Consider the following 19,513-nt stretch of genomic DNA (forward strand, 5'->3'; position numbering starts at 1 on the left):
CTCAAGCCGCCGTCTTCGGCGGCGTTTGCAAGAGTACTACGCTGGAACTCTCGGACGCACTTCCCGCTCCAAGCGATTGCCCAAAGCGTCGAGGGTGATATCTAAATCGTATTCCGCCTGCAGTCCAAGCCAGAACTGCGGAGACGTGCCAAAGTAGCGCGACAAACGCAATGCGGTATCCGCCGTGACGCCGCGCGTTCTCAATACAATCTCATTGATGCGCCGCGCGTCAACGCCGATCTCAATCGCTAGGCGATTCTGGCTCAGATTCATCGGCTTCAAGAATTCGTCCTGCAAAACTTCGCCAGGGTGAACGGGATGTAATTTATCGGTCATTTCTACCTGCCAATCTAGTGATAATCCGCGATTTCAACATCGTAGGCATCGTTGTCTTCCCATCGAAAACAGATACGCCATTGGTCGTTGATCCGAACGCTCCACTGACCCGCGCGATCTCCGCTCAGTTTTTCGAGATGGTTGGCTGGAGGAACTCGCAAATCGTTGATAGAAACGGCGTTGTTTATCATGCGGAGTTTACGCAAAGCGACTTGTTGAATATCGGCGGGCAGCCTTCGGGAGCGTTGACGCTGATAGATATTCTGTGTTTCATCGCTCTTGAAGGTTTTTATCATGGTCTTCATTTTATAGCGCGACGCGCTAAATGTCAACCGCCTAATCGTTGAATGAGAGCCGCTCCGAGCCAGTTAATGAACCAACAGCCTGCGTCCTGGCTCCTTAAAATTTCGGCAGTTGTGTTGACAATTCCAAAAAGAGGGGTATACTAAACATATCTCACTTCAATTACGATGTGTAAAAATAGTGAGATATATTTACAGACTGGAGGTTTTGCATGACCCTGCGGCTGTTTGAAACATGGCAGAACCAATCCCTGGAGGGCATCTTCGCGGAGTGCCGCGAACTGTCGGAGGACGCCGACTTCCCCACAGTGAAACGCTGGCGCGAACAGGGCGGAAAAGTCCTGGGGCATTTTCAAGTGTACTTCCCCGAAGAGATCGCCCACGCGGCGGGGATGCTGCCCCTCAAAATGCGCGGCGCGCCCGTTGAGCCGACTCACTCCGACTCGCGCTTCGGCTCCTATCTTTGCTCGATCCTCAAAACAAACCTTGAACTCGTCCTGAGTAACCGCGTCGAACTGGACATGTTCGTCACCCATCCCATCTGCGACGCGGCGCGGAATTTGGCGGCGGTCTGGGGGCGGAACTATTCATATCCGTGCCAGATCTTGTACCTGCCGCAGAATGCCAACTCGAAAGCGTCGGCGGAGTATTTACGGGGGGAATATGATCGGGTGAAGAGCGACATCGAAGCGTTGTCGGGGACGAAGGTTACGGATGAAGCGTTGAGAAATTCCATCGCGGTCTATAACGAGAATCGCAGTCTCCTGCGAAAGATTTACGAGATCAAACGTAAACAACCCTGGCTTCTTTCAGGGTTTGAAGCGTATCTGCTGATGAACGTCGGCGGGATGATTTTGCGCGAGGAACACAACGAAATGCTCAAAGCGGCGATCCCGTTGATCGAAGCGCGACCCGCCAAACGTCAGGATAAGATTCGCGTGGTCTTCGAGGGCGGCTTCTGCGAACAGCCTCCGCTCGATTTGATTCGCGCCATCTCGCAATCCTGTTACATCGTGGACGACGATCTCATGATCGGCTTGAGATGGATTGTCGAAGACGTTCCGCTCGAAGGCGACCTGCTGATGAACATGGCGGACGCGTACCTTGAAAAATCCAGTTACAGCCCCGTGCAACACGACGCGCGCAAACCGAAGGAAAAAATGTTGTTACAACGCATCGCGGACTCGGGCGCGGAGGCGGCGATCATCACCGCCGCGAAGATGTGCGAGCCTGGGCTTGAAGATCAGGTGACGTACACGAAGGCGCTCGACGAAAAGGGCATCCCATATTTCGTGGGCGAGTTTGAAGAGAACATGACCAGCTTCGACAGCATGGAAATCCAGCTGGAGACGTTTACCGAGAACTTGATATTTAGTTAGCCGAGACCTGACAGGTTTTTAAAACCTGTCAGGTCTTAGGATAGGTGAACCATGACCGAAACACAAACAGACGAACTTGTAGGACGCGGTAACAAAGAAGGGGCAGACCTGTTCCGCGAGTGGTTTGACGATCTGGCGGACCACGCAAAGCGAGGCGAGGGCGCGGCGTATGTCTTCGTGATGGGCAGTATGGCGGAATTACTGCACGTGTTCGACTTTCCGCTGGTGCTGCCTGAGATCACTTCGCTTCAAACCGCTGTGCGGCGCGTGGCGGATACGTATCTCGCGGAGGCGGAGGATTACGGCTACTCGCCCGATATCTGCGGCTACGTCAAAGCGGACATTGCGGTTCAACTGCGCGGTGGACAACATCCCATGGGGCAGATTCCCAAACCCTCCATTGCCGTGATGACGAATGCCTGCAATACCTACATCAAGTGGGCGGAGATCTGGGAGCGGATCTACAAGATTCCGATCGTCGTCATTGACGTGCCAGCCACGCGCGCGGCGGGCGGACAGTTCCAGCCTGGCAGTTCCGATTTCGAGCGCGACCGCAAATATGTCGAAGCGCAGATTCGGGAGTTGATCACGCTCTGCGAGCAGGTCTCAGGCAAAAAGTTCGACATTGACCGCCTGCGCGAATCGCTCGGTTACGCCAACGATATGAATGAAGGCTGGCGGCGCGTGCTGGAACTCAACAAGAGCAAGCCGTCGCTCTTCAACGCGGTGACGGATGGCACGGTTTATCTGGGCGTTTCAAATAACCTGCGCGGAACAAAGAAGGGCAGTCAGTTCTTCAAGAACCTTGTGGAAGAAATGGAATACAAAGCCGCGCACGGCATCGGCACGCAGATCGTCGAAAAATACAGGCTCGGATTCGTCGGCGTGCCGTGTTATCCCATCTTCCGACGTTTCAGCGAAATGTTCACCGAATGGGGCGGCAACTTCGTCCACTCCACCTATTTGAACTTTGCTTCGGGCGGCGGCAATCTCGGCTATCAATACGACGTGAACCGTCCCATCGAAAGCCTCGCGGAGGGATTCTTGATCAGCGTGCGCGAAGCGATGGATAACATGTTCCATCAAGATCGCGTGGTGATCGACTGGGTGAAAAATTACGACCTGGACGGCGTGGTCTATCACCCGATCAAATCCTGCCGCACGGTCTCGACGGGCCTCGCCGACGGGCGGCGGGCGATGATGGCGGCGACGGACGTTCCCAGCCTGTTCATCGAATCGGACATGATGGACAAGCGCGTTGTCTCTGAAGCGCAGATGAAGAACCGCGCCGACGCCTTCTTTGAAGGTCTCGCCTCGCGGCGCGAGATGGCAAAAGTGGCGCAGTCTTGATTACTTTACGCCTTATTTTTGGACGCAGATAAACGCGGATGAACGCAGATTTTTTGTAGATTCTGAAGGAAGAAAAGAATCAGCGTATTCAGCGTTCATCTGCGTCCCGATTTCAAGATTTTAGGAGGTACTGTCTCATGGCATACGCGGCAGGCGTTGACGTAGGCTCGACGCAAACAAAAGCAATCATCATCAACGAAGACCGAGAGATCGTCGGTCGTTGCCTGACGGATACAGGAGCGAACGTGGTCATCGCGGCGGAGAACGCCTTTGCCGAGGCGCTCAAGACCAGCGGCATCCGCGAAGAGGAAGTCGAATATGTGATCGGCACAGGCTACGGGCGTTACCGCGTCACGTTCGGCAACACGCAGGTGACGGAGATCTCCTGTCACGCGCGCGGCGCGGCGCAGATGTTCCCTGGCACAAAGACCGTGCTGGACATGGGCGGGCAGGATACCAAAGCCATCCGCGTCAGCCCCAAGGGCGAAGTGCTCGACTTCTGCATGAACGACAAATGCGCGGCTGGCACGGGGCGCTTCCTCGGCGCGGCGGCGGCGGCGTTGGATATTCCGCTCGGCGAACTGGGCAACGTGGCAATGAAAGCGGAACGACCCGTCAAGATCAGCACCACCTGCACCGTCTTCGCCGAGTCTGAAGTCCTTTCGTGGCTGGGCAAAGGCAAAAAGATCGAAGATATTTTATGGGGCGTGCATCTCTCCATCGCCTCGCGCTCGACCGCGTTACTGCGCCGCGTCGGCATCGAACACGAGATCACCTTCACAGGCGGCGTCACGAAAAACGCGGGCATGATCAAATCGCTCGAACAGGCGTTGAAGACCAAACTCAACGTCAGCGATGATTCGCATTACATGGGCGCGTTGGGCGCGGCGCTCTTCGCGCTCGACCACATCCTTGCGGGGCGCGTCCCCACCGAAGAGAAGGAGGCGGCATGACCACCTACACCACTGGCATTGACGTTGGCTCCACCTACACCAAAGCCGTCATTGTGAAAGACGGCAACGAGATCGTTTCGCGCGCCATGCTCAACACGGGCTTCCGCCTTGAAGAAGCCGCGCGCAAAGCCTACGACGCCGCGCTCGAACAGGCGGGACTGACCGAATCCGATTCGTCCTATCTCGTCACTACTGGTTTCGGGCGCCATCTCGTCGGCTTCCGCGACGTGAACGTGACCGACATCAACGCCAGCGCGCGCGGAGCGGCATTCCTCTTCCCCAAAACGCGCACCATCCTCGACGTCGGCGGGCAGACGATGAAAGCCATCCAACTGACCGAAGACGGCAAGGTCAAATCCTTCCGCCTTAACGACAAATGCGCGGCAGGCACAGGCGCGTTCCTCGAAAAGACCGCCCGCTACATGGGCTACAAAACCGAAGAGATCGGCACGCTCGCGGCGGTCTCCAAAACGGTGGTTCCCATTTCGGGCGTGTGCGCGGTCTTCGCCGAATCCGAAGTCATCAACCATCTCTCGCAGGGCATGTCCCCGTCCGACATCATGTACGGCTCCATCGTCTCGCTCGTGGCGCGTTCGGTGCAACTGCTCAAGCGCGTCGGCATGAATCCCGAATTCACGCTCATCGGCGGCATCCTGCGCTTCGAATCCATGAGCCATGTCGTGCGCGAACAGATCAAGACCGAAGTCAACGTGGCGGAGGGCGACCTCGTGCAATACGTCTCCGCCCTCGGCGCGGCGATCCTCGGCTATCGTCGCTTCGGAAAACTTCAAAGCGAAGGACAACCCGCAATCGCAGGCGCTTAGCCTGCGATTTTTCAGTTCAGGAGACGCGCCGTCATGTCGCCGATAACGCCATCTGTCCGCACTCAATTTTTGATATTCACCCTCTTCGGCGAATTCATCCTCCCGCGCGGCGGTTCCATCTGGACCTCGAGCCTGCTTCGCCTGCTCGACCAACTCGGCGTCGGAGAGCGAGCCGCGCGTCTCACGCTTTCGCGCATGACGAGCAAAGGCTGGCTCTCGGCGCGCAAAGACGGGCGGCGCAGTCAATACTCGCTGACCCCGCGCGGCTGGTCGCTCCTCGTCCAGGGCGGACAGCGCATCTACGAAGGTCCCGTCAAAGAATGGGATGGGATGTGGCAAATCATTGTCTTCTCCCTGCCAGAAAAGAAGCGCAGTCTGCGTCATGCCTTTCGCACGCGCCTCCCTTGGTATGGGTTCGGTCAACTCGCGCCGAACATGTGGATCTCGCCTCGTAACCGCCAAACGGACATCCTCGCGCTGTGCAATGAACTGGGGATACAGGACTACATCGAGATATTTTCAGGCATCCACATGGGACCGTCCGAAGACCAGGAACTCGTCCGCCGCTGTTGGAACTTGTCTCATCTTGCCGCTCAATACAAAAAGTTCATCGCCAAATTTGAAAAAGAATATCTCGCCCGCAAAAACAATGGACATACCCCGCCAAAAATGGACGAGAGCTTCGTCAGCCGCTTCTGGCTGTTGCATCATTTTCAGGGCTTCCCGCTCATAGACCCCAACCTGCCCGCCGCCCTGCTCCCGCCCGATTGGATCGGCTTCAAAGCGCGGAAGTTCTTCGAAGACTATCGCGGCTTGTTGGAAAAACCCGCCAACCAGTTCGTGGACGAAATCGTCGCCGCCGAACCCGCGCGATAACAAGTAACGCAAGATTCATCTTGCGCTTCACGACAACGACACAAAGCGCGCAAAGGAAAGGAAATTATTCTTCAACGTTTTTCCTTCGTGACCTTTGTGTCCTTTGTGGTAATGGTTTGAACGAATCTTTTTTCAAAACGGAGACCAGCATGGATGTATTGAAAGACAAAAAGACCGACTTCAAAGAAATTATCTACGAAAAAGCGAACTGGGTGGCGCGCATCACCATCAACCGTCCGCATGTGTACAACTCATACAGCACCAACGCGCTCGAAGAACTGGCGCAGGCGTTCCGCCAAGCCGCGTTCGACGATGAAGTGGCGGTCATCGTGTACACGGGCATGGGCGACAAAGCCTTCTGCACGGGCGGCGATGTGAAAGAATATCAGGAACGCTACACGCGCTCGCCGCACGACTATTGGAAATACATGCGCCTCTTTGGCGCCTACATCGAAAGCATCGTCAACACGGGCAAGCCCGTCATCGCGCGCATCAACGGCATGGCGGTCGGCGGCGGCAACGAATCGAATCTCGCCTGCGATCTCGCCGTCATCGCCGAACATGCCTGGGTGGGGCAGGTCGGCGCGGGAGTTGGAAGCGTGGCGGCGGGCGGAGCGACTCAATGGCTGCCCATCACCGTCGGCGACCGCCGCGCCCGCTACATGTTGATGACGAACCGCCGCATCCCCGCCTACCAAGCCCTCGAATGGGGACTCGTCAATCAGGTCGTGCCGTCCGTCAAAAAGGACGGCGCGTTCATCGAACATGCCACGCCCGAACAAATTGCCCAAGCCCAAAAAGGCGCCGACGGCTACAGTATTGACCTCTCCAAACTCGACGAAGCCGTCGAAACGCTCGCGCAGGAACTCGTGGACAAATTCGCCGAGTGCATCCGCTTCACCAAAGAACAGATCAACTTCTGGAAGAATTTCAGCTGGCATCAGACCATCGGTCCCGCCCGCGACTGGCTCTCGATCCACTACACCTCATGGGAGCCGCTCGAAGGCATGAGCGCGTTCGTCGAAAAACGCCCCGCGCGGTATCGCATGTTGCGCGAACGCGCCGCGCAAGGCAAAAGCAGCGAGTTCATCTGGGGCGCCTACGAAAAGACTTGCCCCTCCTGTGGCGCGAAAGCCTTGCCCGAAGAATTCACCCACTGCGGCGTTTGCGGCGCGGATTTGAAATGATCCAGTTCGCCGCTCTTTCTATTTTGGACGCGGAAAACGCGGATTTTCAAAAACTTTTTCCGCGTACATCTGCGCTCGTCCGCGTCCGCCAGAAGTGAAAAAGAGATCAGATGACCGACTCATTCATTTCCGTTGAGACGAAGAACGGCGCCTCTTTCCTGACCTTGAAGCGGGCTCCGCTTAACGTGCTTGACATCGCCACCCTGACTCAACTCGAGTCTGCGCTGGCGGAGTTGACTCGCGACGAGTCGCTTCGCGTGCTCGTGTTGAACGCCGAAGGGAAGATGTTCTCGGCAGGCGTGGACGTGGCAGACCACACGCCCGACAAAGTCGGCGGCATGATTCCGCTGTTCGACAGAGTCTGCCGCGCGTTGGCGAACTTTCCCGCGCCGACGATCGCCGTCGTTCACGGGCACGCCCTCGGCGGCGGATGCGAACTGGTTCTATGCTGTGACCTCGCCGTGATGACCGACAACGCAAAGATCGGACAGCCCGAAGTTCAACTTGCCGCCATCGCCCCCATCGCCGCGATGAGACTTCCGCAGTTGGTCGGCTATCGCAACGCGGCGGATATTCTCTTCACGGGTCGCGCGTTGACAGCCGACGAAGCCTTGAAGATGGGATTGGTCAACGCGGTGGTTGCCGCCGACGGGTTGGAAGCCTGGGTCGAAGAGAAGGTAACAAAACTTACCTCCCTCAGCCGCGTGGCGTTGACGATGACCAAACGCGCCCTGCATCTCGGCTTCGGCGCGTGGGACTCCTCCGCGATGGAACTGGAACGCTTGTATCTGGACGAATTGATGAAGACCGAAGACGCGCATGAGGGCTTGAGCGCCTTCATGGAAAAACGCGCGGCGGTTTGGAAGCACGTGTAATCGGTGACGCTCGCGTAATCGGCGTTCTCTAACGCCGATGGCATGGCGCAGAGCATTGCGCTAGAGAGCGCAATCTACACAAGCAATCTACACAAGCAATCTACGCAAAGACGAAAAGGAAACATTATGGCATCACGCGGACTGACATACGAGCAATTTGAAATGGGCGCGGTCTACCCGTCGCAGGCGCGGACCGTCACCGAGGCGGACGTGGCGAACTTTGCGGGGCTTTCCGGCGATTTCAACCCCCTGCACACCGACGCCGAGTTTGCAAAGACCACGCCGATGGGCGAGCGCATCGCGCACGGCGTGCTCATCCTTGCGATGGCGACGGGCATGGCGAACTGGATGGGCATCTTTGAAGGCACCACGCTTGCGCTGATGGAACAGGTGACGCGCTACAAAGGCGCGGTGAAATTCGGCGACACGATTCGGCTGGAGATGGAAGTCATCGAGAAGAAGCCCACCTCCAAGCCTGAGAAGGGCGTGGTGAAGTTTGCCGTCCGCGTGAAGAACCAGCGCGATGAAAATGTGGTTGAGGGAGAATGGACGTTGTTGATGAAGGCTGTTTCGCAAACTTAAGTTTGCGGCACAAATAATCGGAGGGCAGTATGTTACTCAAGGATAAAGTTGCGTTGATCACGGGCGGGGGGAACGGCATTGGGCGGGCGATTGTCCTGCGCTTTCTTCAGGATGGCGCGAAAGTCGTCACAGTGGACCTGGATCAGGCTGGGTTGGAGGAAACGCTCAAAGAGGCGGGGCAGGCTCAGGGTCAGGTAAGAGGCGAGATGGCGAACATCACGAAGCGCGAGGACGTTCAACGCGTCGTCGATTCGATCGTCAAAGAACACGGTCGGCTCGACATCCTGATCAACAACGCGGGCATCACGCGCGACGCGCTCACGGCGCGGGTGAAGGACGGCGAAGTCAAGTTGATGACCGACGAGCAATGGGACGCGGTGCTGGAGGTGAACCTGAAGGGGACGTGGCTGTGTTCGCAGATCGCGGCGGTGGAAATGATCAAGCAGAAATATGGGCGCATCGTCAGCACGGCTTCGGTGGCGGCGATTGGGCACATGGGGCAGTCGAATTACGCGGCGTCGAAGGCGGGCGTGGTGGCGGTGACGCAAACGCTGGCGCTCGAACTGGCGCGCTTTAACATCGCGGTGAACTGCATCGCGCCAGGCGGGACGAAGACACGCATGACGGCGGCGATCCCCGAAAACATCATGGCGAATTTGATTGAGCGCATCCCGCTCAAGCGCTTCGCCGACCCGCGCGAGATCGCGGCGGTTCACGCTTTTCTGGCGAGCGACGAGGCGTCGTTCATCACGGGGCAATGTATTTTCGTGGACGGCGGTCAGACCGTGGGAGCGTGAGATGTTTGCGAAATCATACATTCCCTACGGCGGGTATTGGTGTTCGCCGTTCGCGCGCTGGCAGGGGAGTTTCGCCAATTTGCATACGATCAAATTCGCGGCGGATGTGACGCGCAAGGCGTTGGAAGCGCGCATGATTTCGCCGTCGTCGTTCAGCAACGTCTATCTCGGCATGACCGTGCCCGCGCCCGCTTCATTTTATGGAGCGCCCTGGCTGGCGGGCATGATCGGCGCGGAGGGGATCACGGGTCCCGTTTTCTCGCAGGCGTGCGCCACTTCGGCGCGGGTGATCGGGAGCGCGGCGCGGGCGGTGGAGACGGAGGACGACGCTTCGATCCTCTGTGTGACGGCGGACCGCACCTCGAACGGACCTCACCTGCTGTATCCGAATCCCGCCAACCCTGGCGCGCGCGGCGACTCGGAAGACTGGGTGTGGGACAACTTCAACCGCGACCCGTTCGTGGGCAACGCCATGATCCAGACGGCGGAGAATACCGCGAAGGATTGCAACATCACCACCGCCGAACAACATGAGGTGATGTTGATGCGTTACGCTCAATATCAAAAGGCGCTCGAACACGACGCGGCGTTTCATAAGAAATATATGTCGGTTGTGGAGGTCAACCCGTCGGGGAAGAAGGTCGTTGCTACGGTGACGGACGATGAAGGCGTGTTCCCGTCCACCGCGGAGGGACTCGCCAAACTGAAACCTATCCTGCCCGATGGCACGGTCACCTACGGCGGGCAGACCTATCCCGCCGACGGCAACGCGGGCATGATCGTCACCACGAAGGACAAGGCGCGCGAACTCAGCCGAGATTCAAAGATCGAGATTCAACTGCTTTCGTTCAGCGAAGGACGTGCCGAAAAAGGATACATGCCCAAAGCCAACGCTCCCGCCGCGCGAGGCGCGTTGAAAAAAGCGGGCGTGGACATCAAAGACATTAAGGCGATCAAGACTCACAATCCCTTTGCGGTGAACGATGTATTCCTCAACCGCGAGTTGGGCATTCCGCTCGATCGGATGAACAACTACGGCTCGTCGCTCATCTGGGGTCATCCGCAGGGACCGACGGGCATGAGGCTGGTGATGGAGATGATCGAAGAGCTTGTCCTGCTCGGCGGCGGGTATGGGTTGTTCACAGGCTGTGCGGCAGGCGACACCGCCGCGGCGATTGTGCTGGAGGTCCGCGCTGGATAACTCAAGAGAAAACCACTGAGACACGGAGACACAGAGAATAAAAAAATCTCCGTGACTCAGTGTCTCCGTGTTTCAGATTTATGCGATGACTGATCTTTATCCATTCTCAACCACCCTCAAGGTGCGCTTCCACGAGACCGACGCGCAGGGACACGTCAACTTCGCGCAGTACCTCAATCTCTTCGATGTCGCGCTGGTTGAATATCTCAGTTATATCGGGTTCAGTTACAAACGAATGCTGGAAGAGGATTTCGACATGCTGTATGTGGACGCTCACGCTTCGTATCACGCCCCCGCCTATTTCGACGACCTCCTGCGGATTCACTGCCGCGCGGGAAAGGTCGGCGCTTCGAGCGCGCGCTTCGATTTTGAAATTTTCAACGAAAGCAAAGACAACCGCCTGACCGCCAAAGGCGAGATCACCGTCGTAACGGCGGAGCGCAACACGCTGAAGAAGATGCGCGTCCCCGAAAATTTTCGCAAGGCATTGGAGAGCCATTCATGAAAGCCGCCGTATTTCACGCCGCGCGTCAACCGCTGGCAATGGAAGAAATTCCCACGCCCACCCCGTCTGCGGGCGAAGTTCTCGTCAAGGTGGCGGGATGCGGAGTCTGTCACACCGACCTGCATTACATTGACCACGATGTTCCCACCTTCAAGAAGCCGCCGCTCGTGCTGGGACACGAAGTCTCTGGCATGATCGCGGGCTTGGGCGCGGGCGTCGCGCAATGGAAGGAGGGCGCGCGCGTCCTGCTCCCCGCCGTGTATGGATGCGGTCAATGCGCCATGTGCCGCACGGGACGCGAGAACATCTGCGAGAAGATGATGATGTTCGGCAACAACGTGGACGGCGGTTACGCCGAATACGTGCTCGCGCCCGCCAAGGATGTGATCCCTTTGCCCGATGAACTTCCGCTTGTGGAGAGTTCCATCATTGCCGACGCGGTCACCACGCCGTATCACGCCGTCGTCAATCGCGGACAGGTCAAACCTGGCGATTCAGTCGTGGTGGTGGGATGCGGCGGCATCGGCTTGAATCTGGTGCAGGTCGCTTCGGCGGTCGGGGCGAAGGTCATCGCCGTGGACGTGATCGATTCCAAACTGGAATGGGCGAAGAAACTCGGCGCGCAGGCGACGGTCAACGCGAAGAACGTCGAGCGCGTGGACAAGGAAGTCCGCAAACTGGCGGGCGGCGGCGGCGCGGACATCGGCTTTGAAGCGATCGGCAATCCCGTCACGCAGGCGCAGGCGTTTTCCTGCATCCGCGCGGGCGGACGATTCGTGATGGTCGGTTACAGCGAAAAACCGATGACGCTCGACTCGGGGCGCGTGATGTACCGCGAAATGGAGATCATCGGCTCGCTCGGCTGTCGCGCGGTGGATTATCCGCGTGTGTTGGAACTGGCGCGTCAGGGTCGCATCAAAGTGAAGGAACTTGTCACCGCGCAGTTCCCGCTGGATCAGATCAACGTCGCGTTCGATACGCTTCGCAAAGGCGAAGGGATTCGGTCGGTGGTTACTCCGTAGATCAGTTATCAGTCATCAGTGACTGACAACTGTTCACTGCTCACTACTCACTATTCACTGCTCACTACTCTCTCACACATGATCATAGACTTCCACATCCACCTCTCGCTTCCCGAACACGAACTGCCGTCCGTGCTGGAATGGATGCGTTCGAATTATCAAGGAGACCTCGATGCCTACATCCGAGACATTCTCACCCCGCAGGGAATCCGCCAGTATCTTCAAGCGCATGATATTGACCTGGCGGTCGGTCTGGCGGAAGTCTCGCCGCTCACCACAGGCGTCGCGGATAACGACTACGTCGGCAAACTCTGCGCGTCAGCCAACGCAATCGCCGACCCCGCCTCAGGTCCGCGCGGACGGTTGCTACCCTTTGCCAGCCTCAACCCATTCCTCGTCAACGATCTTGCCGCGGAACTCGAAAGGCTTGTAAACGAATACGACTTCAGAGGCATCAAGGTTTATCCGCCCTACCAGCATCATTACGTCAACGACCCGCGCATGTATCCGCTGTACGCCAAAGCGCAGGAACTCGGTCTGACGATGATGGTGCATACGGGTTCGTCGGTCTTCAAAGGCGCGCGCATCAAATACGCCGATCCGCTTTTGCTCGACGACGTGGCGATTGACTTCCCCGAGCTGAACATTCTGATGGCGCATTCGGGGCGTCCGTTCTGGTACGACCAGGCGTTCTGGCTGGCGCGGCGGCACCCGAACATGTTCATGGAAATTTCGGGTCTGCCCGCCAAACATTTGCTGGATTATTTTCCGCGCCTCGAAATGCTCGCGGACAAAGTCATCTACGGCTCAGACTGGCCTGGCAACCCCGACCTGAGGCGTAATGTCGAAGCGATCCGCGCTTTGAATATTTCGGATGAAGCGAAACAAAAAATCCTTCACGACAACGCGGCAAGGATCTTGAAGTTGTAAAAAGACCTGACAGGTTTTAAAAACCTGTCAGGTCTAAAGTCTATACTGGAGACACTATGCGAGAATTCCTGTTAGGTAATGAAGCCATCGCCCGCGGAGCGTGGGAAGCGGGAGTCAAATTCGTATCGGGCTACCCAGGCACGCCCAGCACCGAGATCATCGAGACGCTGGCGATGCGCTTCCCCGAAACCAACCCGCGCTGGTCCACCAACGAGAAGGTCGCGTTTGAAGAAGGCATGGGCGCGGCAATCGGCGGCTTGCGCACGCTGGTCACCATGAAGCACGTCGGTCTCAACGTCGCGGCAGATGCCTTCATGGTCTTCCCCTACTCAGGCACAAACGGCGGCTTCGTCGTCATCTCAGCCGACGACCCTGGGATGCACTCCTCGCAAAACGAGCAGGACAACCGCTATCTCGCGCGCGTCGCCAAAGTGCCCGTGCTCGAGCCGAGCGACGCGCAGGAATGTCACGACTTCATGATCGCAGGACTCGAACTCTCGGAGCAGTTCCGCTCGCCCGTCATGCTCCGCACCACGACCAGGCTCGCGCACCACAAAGGATTGGTGGAAGTCGGCGAGCGGAAGGAAGTGGAGACCCGCGAATTTAACCGCGACCCCCACCGCTTCTCTGTCCCGATTTATCGCCTGATCCGCCGTCCCGAAGTTGAGAAAACGCTGACGGCTCTCGCCGAATACGCCGAGACCTGTCCCTTCAACCGAATCGAAGAAGGCGCGGACAAAAAAATCGGCGTGGTCACTTCGGGGATTTCGTATCAATACGTGAAGGAAGTTTTGCCGAACGCGGGCGTCCTGCGCCTCGGCATGACCTACCCCCTGCCCGCAAATCTTCTGCGCGATTTCTGCGCCCAATACGAAACCGTGTACGTCGTCGAAGAAGGCGAACCGTTCATCGAAGAATTCATGCGCGGGGCGGGCATCGCAAACCTCACAGGCAAGGAACTCTTCGGCGTCATCGGCGAATACTCGCCAGGCAGGTTGCAGAAAACGCTTGGGCTGGGCGACCCGCCCGCGCCGTTCACCAACGACGGCGTCAACCTCATCATGCGTCCGCCCATGTTCTGCGTCGGTTGCGGACATCGCACCGTCTTCGCCGCGTTGAGGCAGTTGCGCGTCACCGTGTCGGGGGACATCGGCTGTTACACCATGGGCGCGTTGCATCCCTACGAAGCGGAACACACCACCTTCTGCATGGGCGCGAGCATCGGCGTCGCCGTCGGCTTGGAGCAGGCGGGACACGAGAACACCGTCGCCATCATCGGCGACTCGACCTTCATCCACGCGGGCATCCCGCCGCTGATCGACGCGGTCTACAATCGAAGCCGCCTCACGCTCATCATCCTCGACAACTCGACGACAGGCATGACGGGCAGCCAACCCAATCCCGTTTCGGGCAAGGATGTGATGGGGCAGACCGCGCCTCAAATTGACCTCGAAGCGTTGTGCCGCGCCTCGGGCGTTGCCAACGTCGCCGTTGTGGATACGTGGGACCGCAAGGAAGTCGTCAACGTCATCCGCCGCGCCGTTTCATTCAAGGGACCTTCCGTCGTCATCGCGCGTGGACCGTGCCAGCAGATCCCCGAAATCAAACACGCGCATCGCATTCCCTTCTTCATCCATGAAGACCTCTGCACGCAATGCGACGCCTGCTTTAAAGTGTGGTGTCCCGCCATCACGCGCACGCCGCAAAATTTCCCCGTCATCGCCGCCAACGAATGCACCTCCTGCACCGTCTGCGCCCAGGTCTGCCCGACGGACGCCATCAAACTCGCGGAGGAAACCGCATGAAGACCTACAACCTGATGTTTGCGGGCGTCGGTGGGCAGGGATCGCTTCTCATCGCCGAACTGACTTCGCTCGCCGCCGTCAACGCGGGGTACGACACGAAGCAGACCGAAGTGCACGGCGTTTCGCAAAGAGGCGGGAGCGTGGAAACGCACGTCCGCTTCGGCGAAAAAGTTCACTCGCCCATCGTCACCCCAGGTGAAGCCGACGCGGTGGTCGGACTCGAAAAATTGGAAGCCCTGCGTTTCGCGCATTACTTGAACGTTGAACACGGAACGGTCCTCGTCAACGACCATGAACTGGTGCCAGGCTCGGTGCCAAACGCCGAAAGCATCTACCCGCGCGAAACGATTGATTTCCTCAGATCGAAGGGCATGAAAGTCGTCGCCCTGCCCGCCTCGCAAACCGCGCGCGACCTCGGCGACGCCCGCATGGCAAACGTCGTCATGCTCGGCGCGTTATCCACGCTGCTGCCCATCGAACGGGATGTGTGGGATAAGACGCTCAAGCTCCGCATCCCCGCCAAATATTTGAACGGTAATTTGCAGGCGTTTGAATGTGGTTATGTTGCGATGCAATCCTTAAACACGAAGGACACGAAGTACACAAAGGAAAAAGAGACATTTCTTAAACCTTCGTGATCTTTGTGTCACTTCGACAGGCTCAGTGCAAGCCTTCGTGGTTAAAAAAGAAAGCGCGTAGGAGACGCTCTCTAGCGTCGAAGAAAGGAGTCAGCCATGTCCGCGAATCCAAACGACACGCACGAACTGATCTACGATTGGAATCTCGTCGAAGCGCCCGAGGCGCCGAAGAAGCGCGTGATGGTCACCGACGAAACCCTGCGCGACGGATTGCAATCGCCGTCCGTCATCCAGCCTGAGATTCAAGACAAAGTGTATTTGCTATACCTCATGTCTGACCTCGGCGTGGACGCGGCAGATTTAGGTTTGTGCGGCGCGGGCGAGAAGTTCAAATATCACGTCAGCGTGCTGGCGAAGGAAATCGTCAAACAGAAGATGGACATCCAGCCGCAGAGCGCGGCGCGTTCCGTCGTCGCCGATATCATCCCCATCGTGGATGTCTCCGAAGAGGTCGGCATACCGCTCGAAGCGGCGGTCTTCCTCGGCACGAGTCCCATTCGCCGATTTGCCGAAAGCTGGGATGTGGACTTCCTGTTGCGCCAAACCGAAGAAGCCGTCACCTTTGCCACCAAGCACGGCATCCCCGTCATGTTCGTCACCGAAGACACGGTGCGAGCCGACCCTGAGACTCTGCGTCGGGTGTACGAAACAGCCATCAGGTCGGGAGCGAAGCGCATTTGCGCCGCCGACACGGTCGGTCACATTGCCCCGCATGGAGTCCATGCGTTGATCTCATTCCTCCGCAAGGTGGTGGATGAAGTGGACCCGACGGTGGGCATCGACTGGCACGGGCATAAAGATCGCGGGCTGGAGATCGCCAACTCCCTCGCCGCCGTCGAAGCGGGCGCGGATCGAGTCCACGCCTGCGGCTTGGGCATCGGCGAACGAAGCGGCAACACGCCCATGGAACTCCTGCTGGTCAACTTCAACCTGCTCGGCTGGGGAAACCGCGACCTGACGAAACTGCCCGAATATTGCGAGGTCATCGCCGACAAATGCGGCGCGGTCATCCCGTTCAATTATCCCATCGTCGGCGCCGACGCCTTCCGCACGACCACGGGCGTTCATGCCGCGGCAATCGCCAAGGCTCTCACCAAAAACGACGAGTGGCTGGCGGAGCATGTCTATTGCGGCGTGCCTTCGAGCATGGTCGGGCGCGCGCACGAGATCGAAATCGGTCCGATGTCTGGCGAGCATAACGTGCGCTTCTTCTTACGCAAACATAAAATGGAAGAGAACCCCGCCTACGTCACGAAAATTCTCGAAGTGGCGAAACGCTCCAACCACCTGCTCGGTGAAGACGACGTGCGCCGCATCGTCACGGTGATGAGCCGACGCCAGCGCGCGCATCAGGAAGTGACCGACGAGGAACTCGATCACGAGTTGACGCGCCGCCGCGAAAGGATCCTGCGATGAACATTCATGTGCGGCTCGCGGAACCGTTCTGGAGATCGGTCGGACAGCGCGAGCTTGACCTGACTCTCCCACCCGCTTCCAACGTGGACGCCCTGCTGATTCTCCTGCGCGAGCGTTATCCACGCCTGAGCCTGGACTTCGATCAATGCCCGCCGAACATCTTCATTGACGAAGAGGAAGCCGACGCGCATACGCCCCTGCAAGACGGCGCGCGCGCCCATTTCGTCTACCCTGTGGCGGGAGGGTAAGACCCAGTACGGCAAAGTTCACTTTGCCCATTTGACAAGCGCAATCTAAAGATTGCTGTACGGCAAAGTTTACTTTGCCCATGCGGCAAGCGTAATCTGAAGATTGCGGTACGGCAAAGTTCACTTTGCCCATTTGGCAGGCGCAATCTAAAGATTGCTGTACGGCAAAGTTTACTTTGCCCCATGTGGCAATCGCAATCTGAAGATTGCGGTACGGTACGAATATGAGGTAAATTTTGAATTACACATCTCCAATTGCCATCATCAACCTCTCGACGGGCGAGACCGAGATCACGACCACGCCCGATGAACTTCTGCGCGCCTATCTCGGCGGGCGCGGACTGAACATGGCATACCTGCGCCAGTATCTGCGCCAGCACGGCGACCCGCGCAGTGTGGATGCGCTCAGTCCGGAGAATCCGCTCATCATCGGCGCGGGGCTGATGACGGGGACCATCGCTCCCAACGCGGCGCGATTCAACGTCTCGGCGCGTTCGCCCGAAAGCGGCATTCTCGGCGATGCCAACTGCGGCGGATTCTTCGCGGCGGCGATGCGCAAGGCGGGCTTCGACCGCCTCATCATTTTGGGGCGCGCCGAGAAACCGTCCTACCTGTTGATCGAAGACGGGCAGATCAGCCTCCATGCGGCGGATGGGCTGTGGGGGTTGAACGCCATCGAGACGCAGGACCAACTCAAAGCGCGGCATGGAAGCGGGACCGTCTCGGCGGTGATCGGACCCTCGGGCGAGAATCAAGTCCGCATGGCGGCGATCATGACGGGTCAAAAAAACGCGGCGGGACGCGGCGGCATGGGCGCGGTGATGGGAAGCAAGAATCTCAAAGCCATCGTGGCGCGCGGCGGGACGGCGATCGAGGTGGCGCAAAAGGAGACGTTACGCGCGTTGCGACTCAAACAACAGGAAGAGTTGAAAAACTCGAAGGTGGTGCAGGTGTTGGGCAAGGTCGGCACGCCGCTGTTGTACGAAGTGAGCAACCGACTCGGCGCGATCCGCACGCGTAACTCGCAGGAGAATTTTTTCGAGGAAACGCTCAACGGCGAAGAGGTCGAAAAATTTTCCGACAAGATGCTGGCGTGCACGTCGTGCGTGGTGCATTGCCGTCACCGCAACACGCTCGGCGGCGAAGGACCCGAATACTCGACGCTCGTCCTGCTCGGCGCGAACATCGGCATTGCGCCCACCGATCAGGTCATCCAGTTGAACAACCTGGTCAACGACCTCGGCTTGGACGCTTCTTCGACTGGCACGATCATCGGCTGGGCGATGGAACTGTACCAGCGCGGGCTGATCGACGACTCGCTGACAGGCAAGCCGTTGGTCTGGGGCGATTACGAAACCGTCTATGCGTTGATCGAAGATATCGCGCATCGGCGCGGGTTCGGCGATATTCTCGCTGAAAGCACGCAGGCGGCGCGTTACTTCCCGCAAGAGGCGCTCGATTATTTGATCGCCGTCAAAAACCTGCCGCAGTCTGACCCGCACGACGTGAGGTATTTCAAAGGCTTCGCGCTCGGCATCGCCGTCGCCAGCCGCGGCGCCGACCACCTCCGCAACCGTCCCACGCTGGAGGTTTTCAAACTTCCCGACGAAGCGCGCGCGAACGTCTATGGGCGCGTCAACGACCCCGACCCGACGGGCTACAAAGACAAGGGACTCATCGTGGCGTACGGCGACGACATCTACGCCATCGCGGATTGCCTCGGCGTGTGCCGCTTCGTCACGCGCGGATTCAACAGCCCGCATCTGCTGGGCTATCAGGAATTTTGCGACTCGGTCGCCGCCGCGACAGGGCTGGAATACACTCCCGCCTCTCTCCGCGACGTGGGGCGGCGCACGCTCGACACGGAGCGACTCATCAACGCGGGCTTCGGCTTGACCCGCGCCGACGACACCCTGCCCAAGCGCTACTTCGACGACCCCATGCCCGCGCGCAAAACGAAAGGTCACCACGTGGACAGGGAGCAATTCCAAAAGATGCTCGATGATTATTATTCCGAACGCGGCTGGGACGCGGATGGGCGAGTCTCTGCCGAGAGGATCGAGGAAATAGACGGTCTGATTTTTGGAAGGATGAAAGATAAATTATGAAGGATGAATTATGAATGATGAAGAGTCCAGGCGTTTTGCGTTTTCTTTCATCCTTCCGATTTCTCTCTACCGTACATTTGCACCGCTAAGAACGCAAAGAAAACCTTTTTAACTTGGCGACCTTAGCGTGCTTTGCGGTAAAAAATCTTTCCTGTACGATAGAAAATCCGATTTTATTC

At 58.1% G+C, this 19,513-nt stretch carries 20 protein-coding genes; 18 read left to right on the plus strand and 2 right to left on the minus strand.

Going from position 1 to position 19,513, the window contains the following annotated elements; translation table 11 throughout:
• Nucleotides 1-36: 36 nt before the first annotated feature.
• Together AC16KF_RS13770 and AC16KF_RS13775 are read right to left on the minus strand one after the other, a co-directional pair.
• Complete coding sequence (locus AC16KF_RS13770; RefSeq protein ID WP_484037903.1) at nucleotides 37-336, minus strand: HigA family addiction module antitoxin; 300 nt, start codon at nucleotides 334-336, stop codon at nucleotides 37-39.
• Nucleotides 337-350: 14 nt separating this feature from the next.
• Complete coding sequence (locus AC16KF_RS13775) at nucleotides 351-632, minus strand: type II toxin-antitoxin system RelE/ParE family toxin (protein ID WP_484037904.1); 282 nt, start codon at nucleotides 630-632, stop codon at nucleotides 351-353.
• Between the two features lie 218 nt (nucleotides 633-850).
• Between AC16KF_RS13775 and AC16KF_RS13780 the strand changes: the two genes are divergently transcribed.
• The 18 genes from AC16KF_RS13780 to AC16KF_RS13865 all read left to right on the plus strand — a co-directional run bounded on the left by AC16KF_RS13780 (nucleotide 851) and on the right by AC16KF_RS13865 (nucleotide 19,334).
• On the plus strand, nucleotides 851-2,017 hold the full coding sequence (locus AC16KF_RS13780; protein WP_484037905.1) for a 2-hydroxyacyl-CoA dehydratase: 1,167 nt from the start codon (nucleotides 851-853) through the stop codon (nucleotides 2,015-2,017).
• 51 nt (nucleotides 2,018-2,068) lie between these two features.
• Nucleotides 2,069-3,367, plus strand: coding sequence for a 2-hydroxyacyl-CoA dehydratase subunit D (locus AC16KF_RS13785; RefSeq protein WP_484037906.1), 1,299 nt, complete (start codon nucleotides 2,069-2,071; stop codon nucleotides 3,365-3,367).
• Nucleotides 3,368-3,504: 137 nt separating this feature from the next.
• Nucleotides 3,505-4,320, plus strand: a complete 816-nt coding sequence (locus AC16KF_RS13790; RefSeq protein ID WP_484037907.1) for an acyl-CoA dehydratase activase — start codon at nucleotides 3,505-3,507, stop codon at nucleotides 4,318-4,320.
• Nucleotides 4,317-5,144 (plus strand): acyl-CoA dehydratase activase, encoded by an 828-nt coding sequence (locus tag AC16KF_RS13795; RefSeq protein WP_484037908.1) that lies wholly within the window; start codon nucleotides 4,317-4,319, stop codon nucleotides 5,142-5,144. The genes AC16KF_RS13790 and AC16KF_RS13795 overlap by 4 nt, the downstream gene beginning before the upstream one ends.
• Before the next feature lie 33 nt (nucleotides 5,145-5,177).
• Complete coding sequence (locus AC16KF_RS13800) at nucleotides 5,178-6,020, plus strand: PaaX family transcriptional regulator (RefSeq protein ID WP_484037909.1); 843 nt, start codon at nucleotides 5,178-5,180, stop codon at nucleotides 6,018-6,020.
• A 149-nt stretch (nucleotides 6,021-6,169) separates the two neighbouring features.
• The gene (locus AC16KF_RS13805) at nucleotides 6,170-7,207 is read left to right on the plus strand and encodes an enoyl-CoA hydratase/isomerase family protein (RefSeq protein WP_484037910.1); all 1,038 of its coding nucleotides are present in this window, start codon (nucleotides 6,170-6,172) and stop codon (nucleotides 7,205-7,207) included.
• A 110-nt stretch (nucleotides 7,208-7,317) separates the two neighbouring features.
• Nucleotides 7,318-8,082 (plus strand): enoyl-CoA hydratase/isomerase family protein, encoded by a 765-nt coding sequence (locus AC16KF_RS13810; protein ID WP_484037911.1) that lies wholly within the window; start codon nucleotides 7,318-7,320, stop codon nucleotides 8,080-8,082.
• Nucleotides 8,083-8,208: 126 nt separating this feature from the next.
• The gene (locus tag AC16KF_RS13815) at nucleotides 8,209-8,664 is read left to right on the plus strand and encodes a MaoC/PaaZ C-terminal domain-containing protein (RefSeq protein ID WP_484037912.1); all 456 of its coding nucleotides are present in this window, start codon (nucleotides 8,209-8,211) and stop codon (nucleotides 8,662-8,664) included.
• A 29-nt stretch (nucleotides 8,665-8,693) separates the two neighbouring features.
• Nucleotides 8,694-9,461, plus strand: a complete 768-nt coding sequence (fabG, locus tag AC16KF_RS13820) for a 3-oxoacyl-ACP reductase FabG (protein ID WP_484037913.1) — start codon at nucleotides 8,694-8,696, stop codon at nucleotides 9,459-9,461.
• Between the two features lies 1 nt (nucleotide 9,462).
• On the plus strand, nucleotides 9,463-10,662 hold the full coding sequence (locus AC16KF_RS13825; protein ID WP_484037914.1) for a thiolase family protein: 1,200 nt from the start codon (nucleotides 9,463-9,465) through the stop codon (nucleotides 10,660-10,662).
• An 85-nt stretch (nucleotides 10,663-10,747) separates the two neighbouring features.
• Nucleotides 10,748-11,167: an acyl-CoA thioesterase gene (locus AC16KF_RS13830; RefSeq protein ID WP_484037915.1), complete on the plus strand. Its 420-nt coding sequence runs from the start codon at nucleotides 10,748-10,750 to the stop codon at nucleotides 11,165-11,167.
• Nucleotides 11,164-12,189 (plus strand): zinc-binding dehydrogenase, encoded by a 1,026-nt coding sequence (locus tag AC16KF_RS13835; protein ID WP_484037916.1) that lies wholly within the window; start codon nucleotides 11,164-11,166, stop codon nucleotides 12,187-12,189. The genes AC16KF_RS13830 and AC16KF_RS13835 overlap by 4 nt, the downstream gene beginning before the upstream one ends.
• 18 nt (nucleotides 12,190-12,207) lie before the next feature.
• Entirely contained in the window at nucleotides 12,208-13,119 is a 912-nt protein-coding gene (locus AC16KF_RS13840; protein WP_484037917.1) for an amidohydrolase family protein, read from the plus strand.
• A 56-nt stretch (nucleotides 13,120-13,175) separates the two neighbouring features.
• On the plus strand, nucleotides 13,176-14,924 hold the full coding sequence (gene iorA, locus AC16KF_RS13845; protein WP_484037918.1) for an indolepyruvate ferredoxin oxidoreductase subunit alpha: 1,749 nt from the start codon (nucleotides 13,176-13,178) through the stop codon (nucleotides 14,922-14,924).
• Nucleotides 14,921-15,562 carry an indolepyruvate oxidoreductase subunit beta gene (locus AC16KF_RS13850; RefSeq protein ID WP_484037919.1) on the plus strand — a complete coding sequence of 214 codons (642 nt, stop codon included), beginning with the start codon at nucleotides 14,921-14,923 and terminating at the stop codon, nucleotides 15,560-15,562. The genes iorA and AC16KF_RS13850 overlap by 4 nt, the downstream gene beginning before the upstream one ends.
• 96 nt (nucleotides 15,563-15,658) lie before the next feature.
• On the plus strand, nucleotides 15,659-16,978 hold the full coding sequence (locus AC16KF_RS13855; protein WP_484037920.1) for a LeuA family protein: 1,320 nt from the start codon (nucleotides 15,659-15,661) through the stop codon (nucleotides 16,976-16,978).
• Entirely contained in the window at nucleotides 16,975-17,226 is a 252-nt protein-coding gene (locus AC16KF_RS13860; protein WP_484037921.1) for a MoaD/ThiS family protein, read from the plus strand. The genes AC16KF_RS13855 and AC16KF_RS13860 overlap by 4 nt, the downstream gene beginning before the upstream one ends.
• A 236-nt stretch (nucleotides 17,227-17,462) precedes the next feature.
• Complete coding sequence (locus AC16KF_RS13865; RefSeq protein ID WP_484037922.1) at nucleotides 17,463-19,334, plus strand: aldehyde ferredoxin oxidoreductase family protein; 1,872 nt, start codon at nucleotides 17,463-17,465, stop codon at nucleotides 19,332-19,334.
• Nucleotides 19,335-19,513 lie beyond the last annotated feature (179 nt).

This window comes from Candidatus Defluviilinea gracilis, from assembly GCF_057138825.1.

What these genes read in the sequence shown, in the direction of transcription:
- AC16KF_RS13825 (WP_484037914.1), top strand. Translation starts at nt 9,463, where the DNA reads ATGTTTGCGAAATCATACATTCCCTACGGCGGGTATTGGTGTTCGCCG.
- AC16KF_RS13790 (WP_484037907.1), top strand. Translation starts at nt 3,505, where the DNA reads ATGGCATACGCGGCAGGCGTTGACGTAGGCTCGACGCAAACAAAAGCA.
- AC16KF_RS13795 (WP_484037908.1), top strand. Translation starts at nt 4,317, where the DNA reads ATGACCACCTACACCACTGGCATTGACGTTGGCTCCACCTACACCAAA.
- AC16KF_RS13800 (WP_484037909.1), top strand. Translation starts at nt 5,178, where the DNA reads ATGTCGCCGATAACGCCATCTGTCCGCACTCAATTTTTGATATTCACC.
- AC16KF_RS13810 (WP_484037911.1), top strand. Translation starts at nt 7,318, where the DNA reads ATGACCGACTCATTCATTTCCGTTGAGACGAAGAACGGCGCCTCTTTC.
- AC16KF_RS13780 (WP_484037905.1), top strand. Translation starts at nt 851, where the DNA reads ATGACCCTGCGGCTGTTTGAAACATGGCAGAACCAATCCCTGGAGGGC.
- AC16KF_RS13770 (WP_484037903.1), bottom strand. Translation starts at nt 336, where the DNA reads ATGACCGATAAATTACATCCCGTTCACCCTGGCGAAGTTTTGCAGGAC.
- AC16KF_RS13855 (WP_484037920.1), top strand. Translation starts at nt 15,659, where the DNA reads ATGTCCGCGAATCCAAACGACACGCACGAACTGATCTACGATTGGAAT.
- AC16KF_RS13785 (WP_484037906.1), top strand. Translation starts at nt 2,069, where the DNA reads ATGACCGAAACACAAACAGACGAACTTGTAGGACGCGGTAACAAAGAA.
- AC16KF_RS13850 (WP_484037919.1), top strand. Translation starts at nt 14,921, where the DNA reads ATGAAGACCTACAACCTGATGTTTGCGGGCGTCGGTGGGCAGGGATCG.
- AC16KF_RS13830 (WP_484037915.1), top strand. Translation starts at nt 10,748, where the DNA reads ATGACTGATCTTTATCCATTCTCAACCACCCTCAAGGTGCGCTTCCAC.
- AC16KF_RS13815 (WP_484037912.1), top strand. Translation starts at nt 8,209, where the DNA reads ATGGCATCACGCGGACTGACATACGAGCAATTTGAAATGGGCGCGGTC.
- AC16KF_RS13860 (WP_484037921.1), top strand. Translation starts at nt 16,975, where the DNA reads ATGAACATTCATGTGCGGCTCGCGGAACCGTTCTGGAGATCGGTCGGA.
- AC16KF_RS13775 (WP_484037904.1), bottom strand. Translation starts at nt 632, where the DNA reads ATGATAAAAACCTTCAAGAGCGATGAAACACAGAATATCTATCAGCGT.
- AC16KF_RS13805 (WP_484037910.1), top strand. Translation starts at nt 6,170, where the DNA reads ATGGATGTATTGAAAGACAAAAAGACCGACTTCAAAGAAATTATCTAC.
- AC16KF_RS13835 (WP_484037916.1), top strand. Translation starts at nt 11,164, where the DNA reads ATGAAAGCCGCCGTATTTCACGCCGCGCGTCAACCGCTGGCAATGGAA.
- iorA (WP_484037918.1), top strand. Translation starts at nt 13,176, where the DNA reads ATGCGAGAATTCCTGTTAGGTAATGAAGCCATCGCCCGCGGAGCGTGG.
- fabG (WP_484037913.1), top strand. Translation starts at nt 8,694, where the DNA reads ATGTTACTCAAGGATAAAGTTGCGTTGATCACGGGCGGGGGGAACGGC.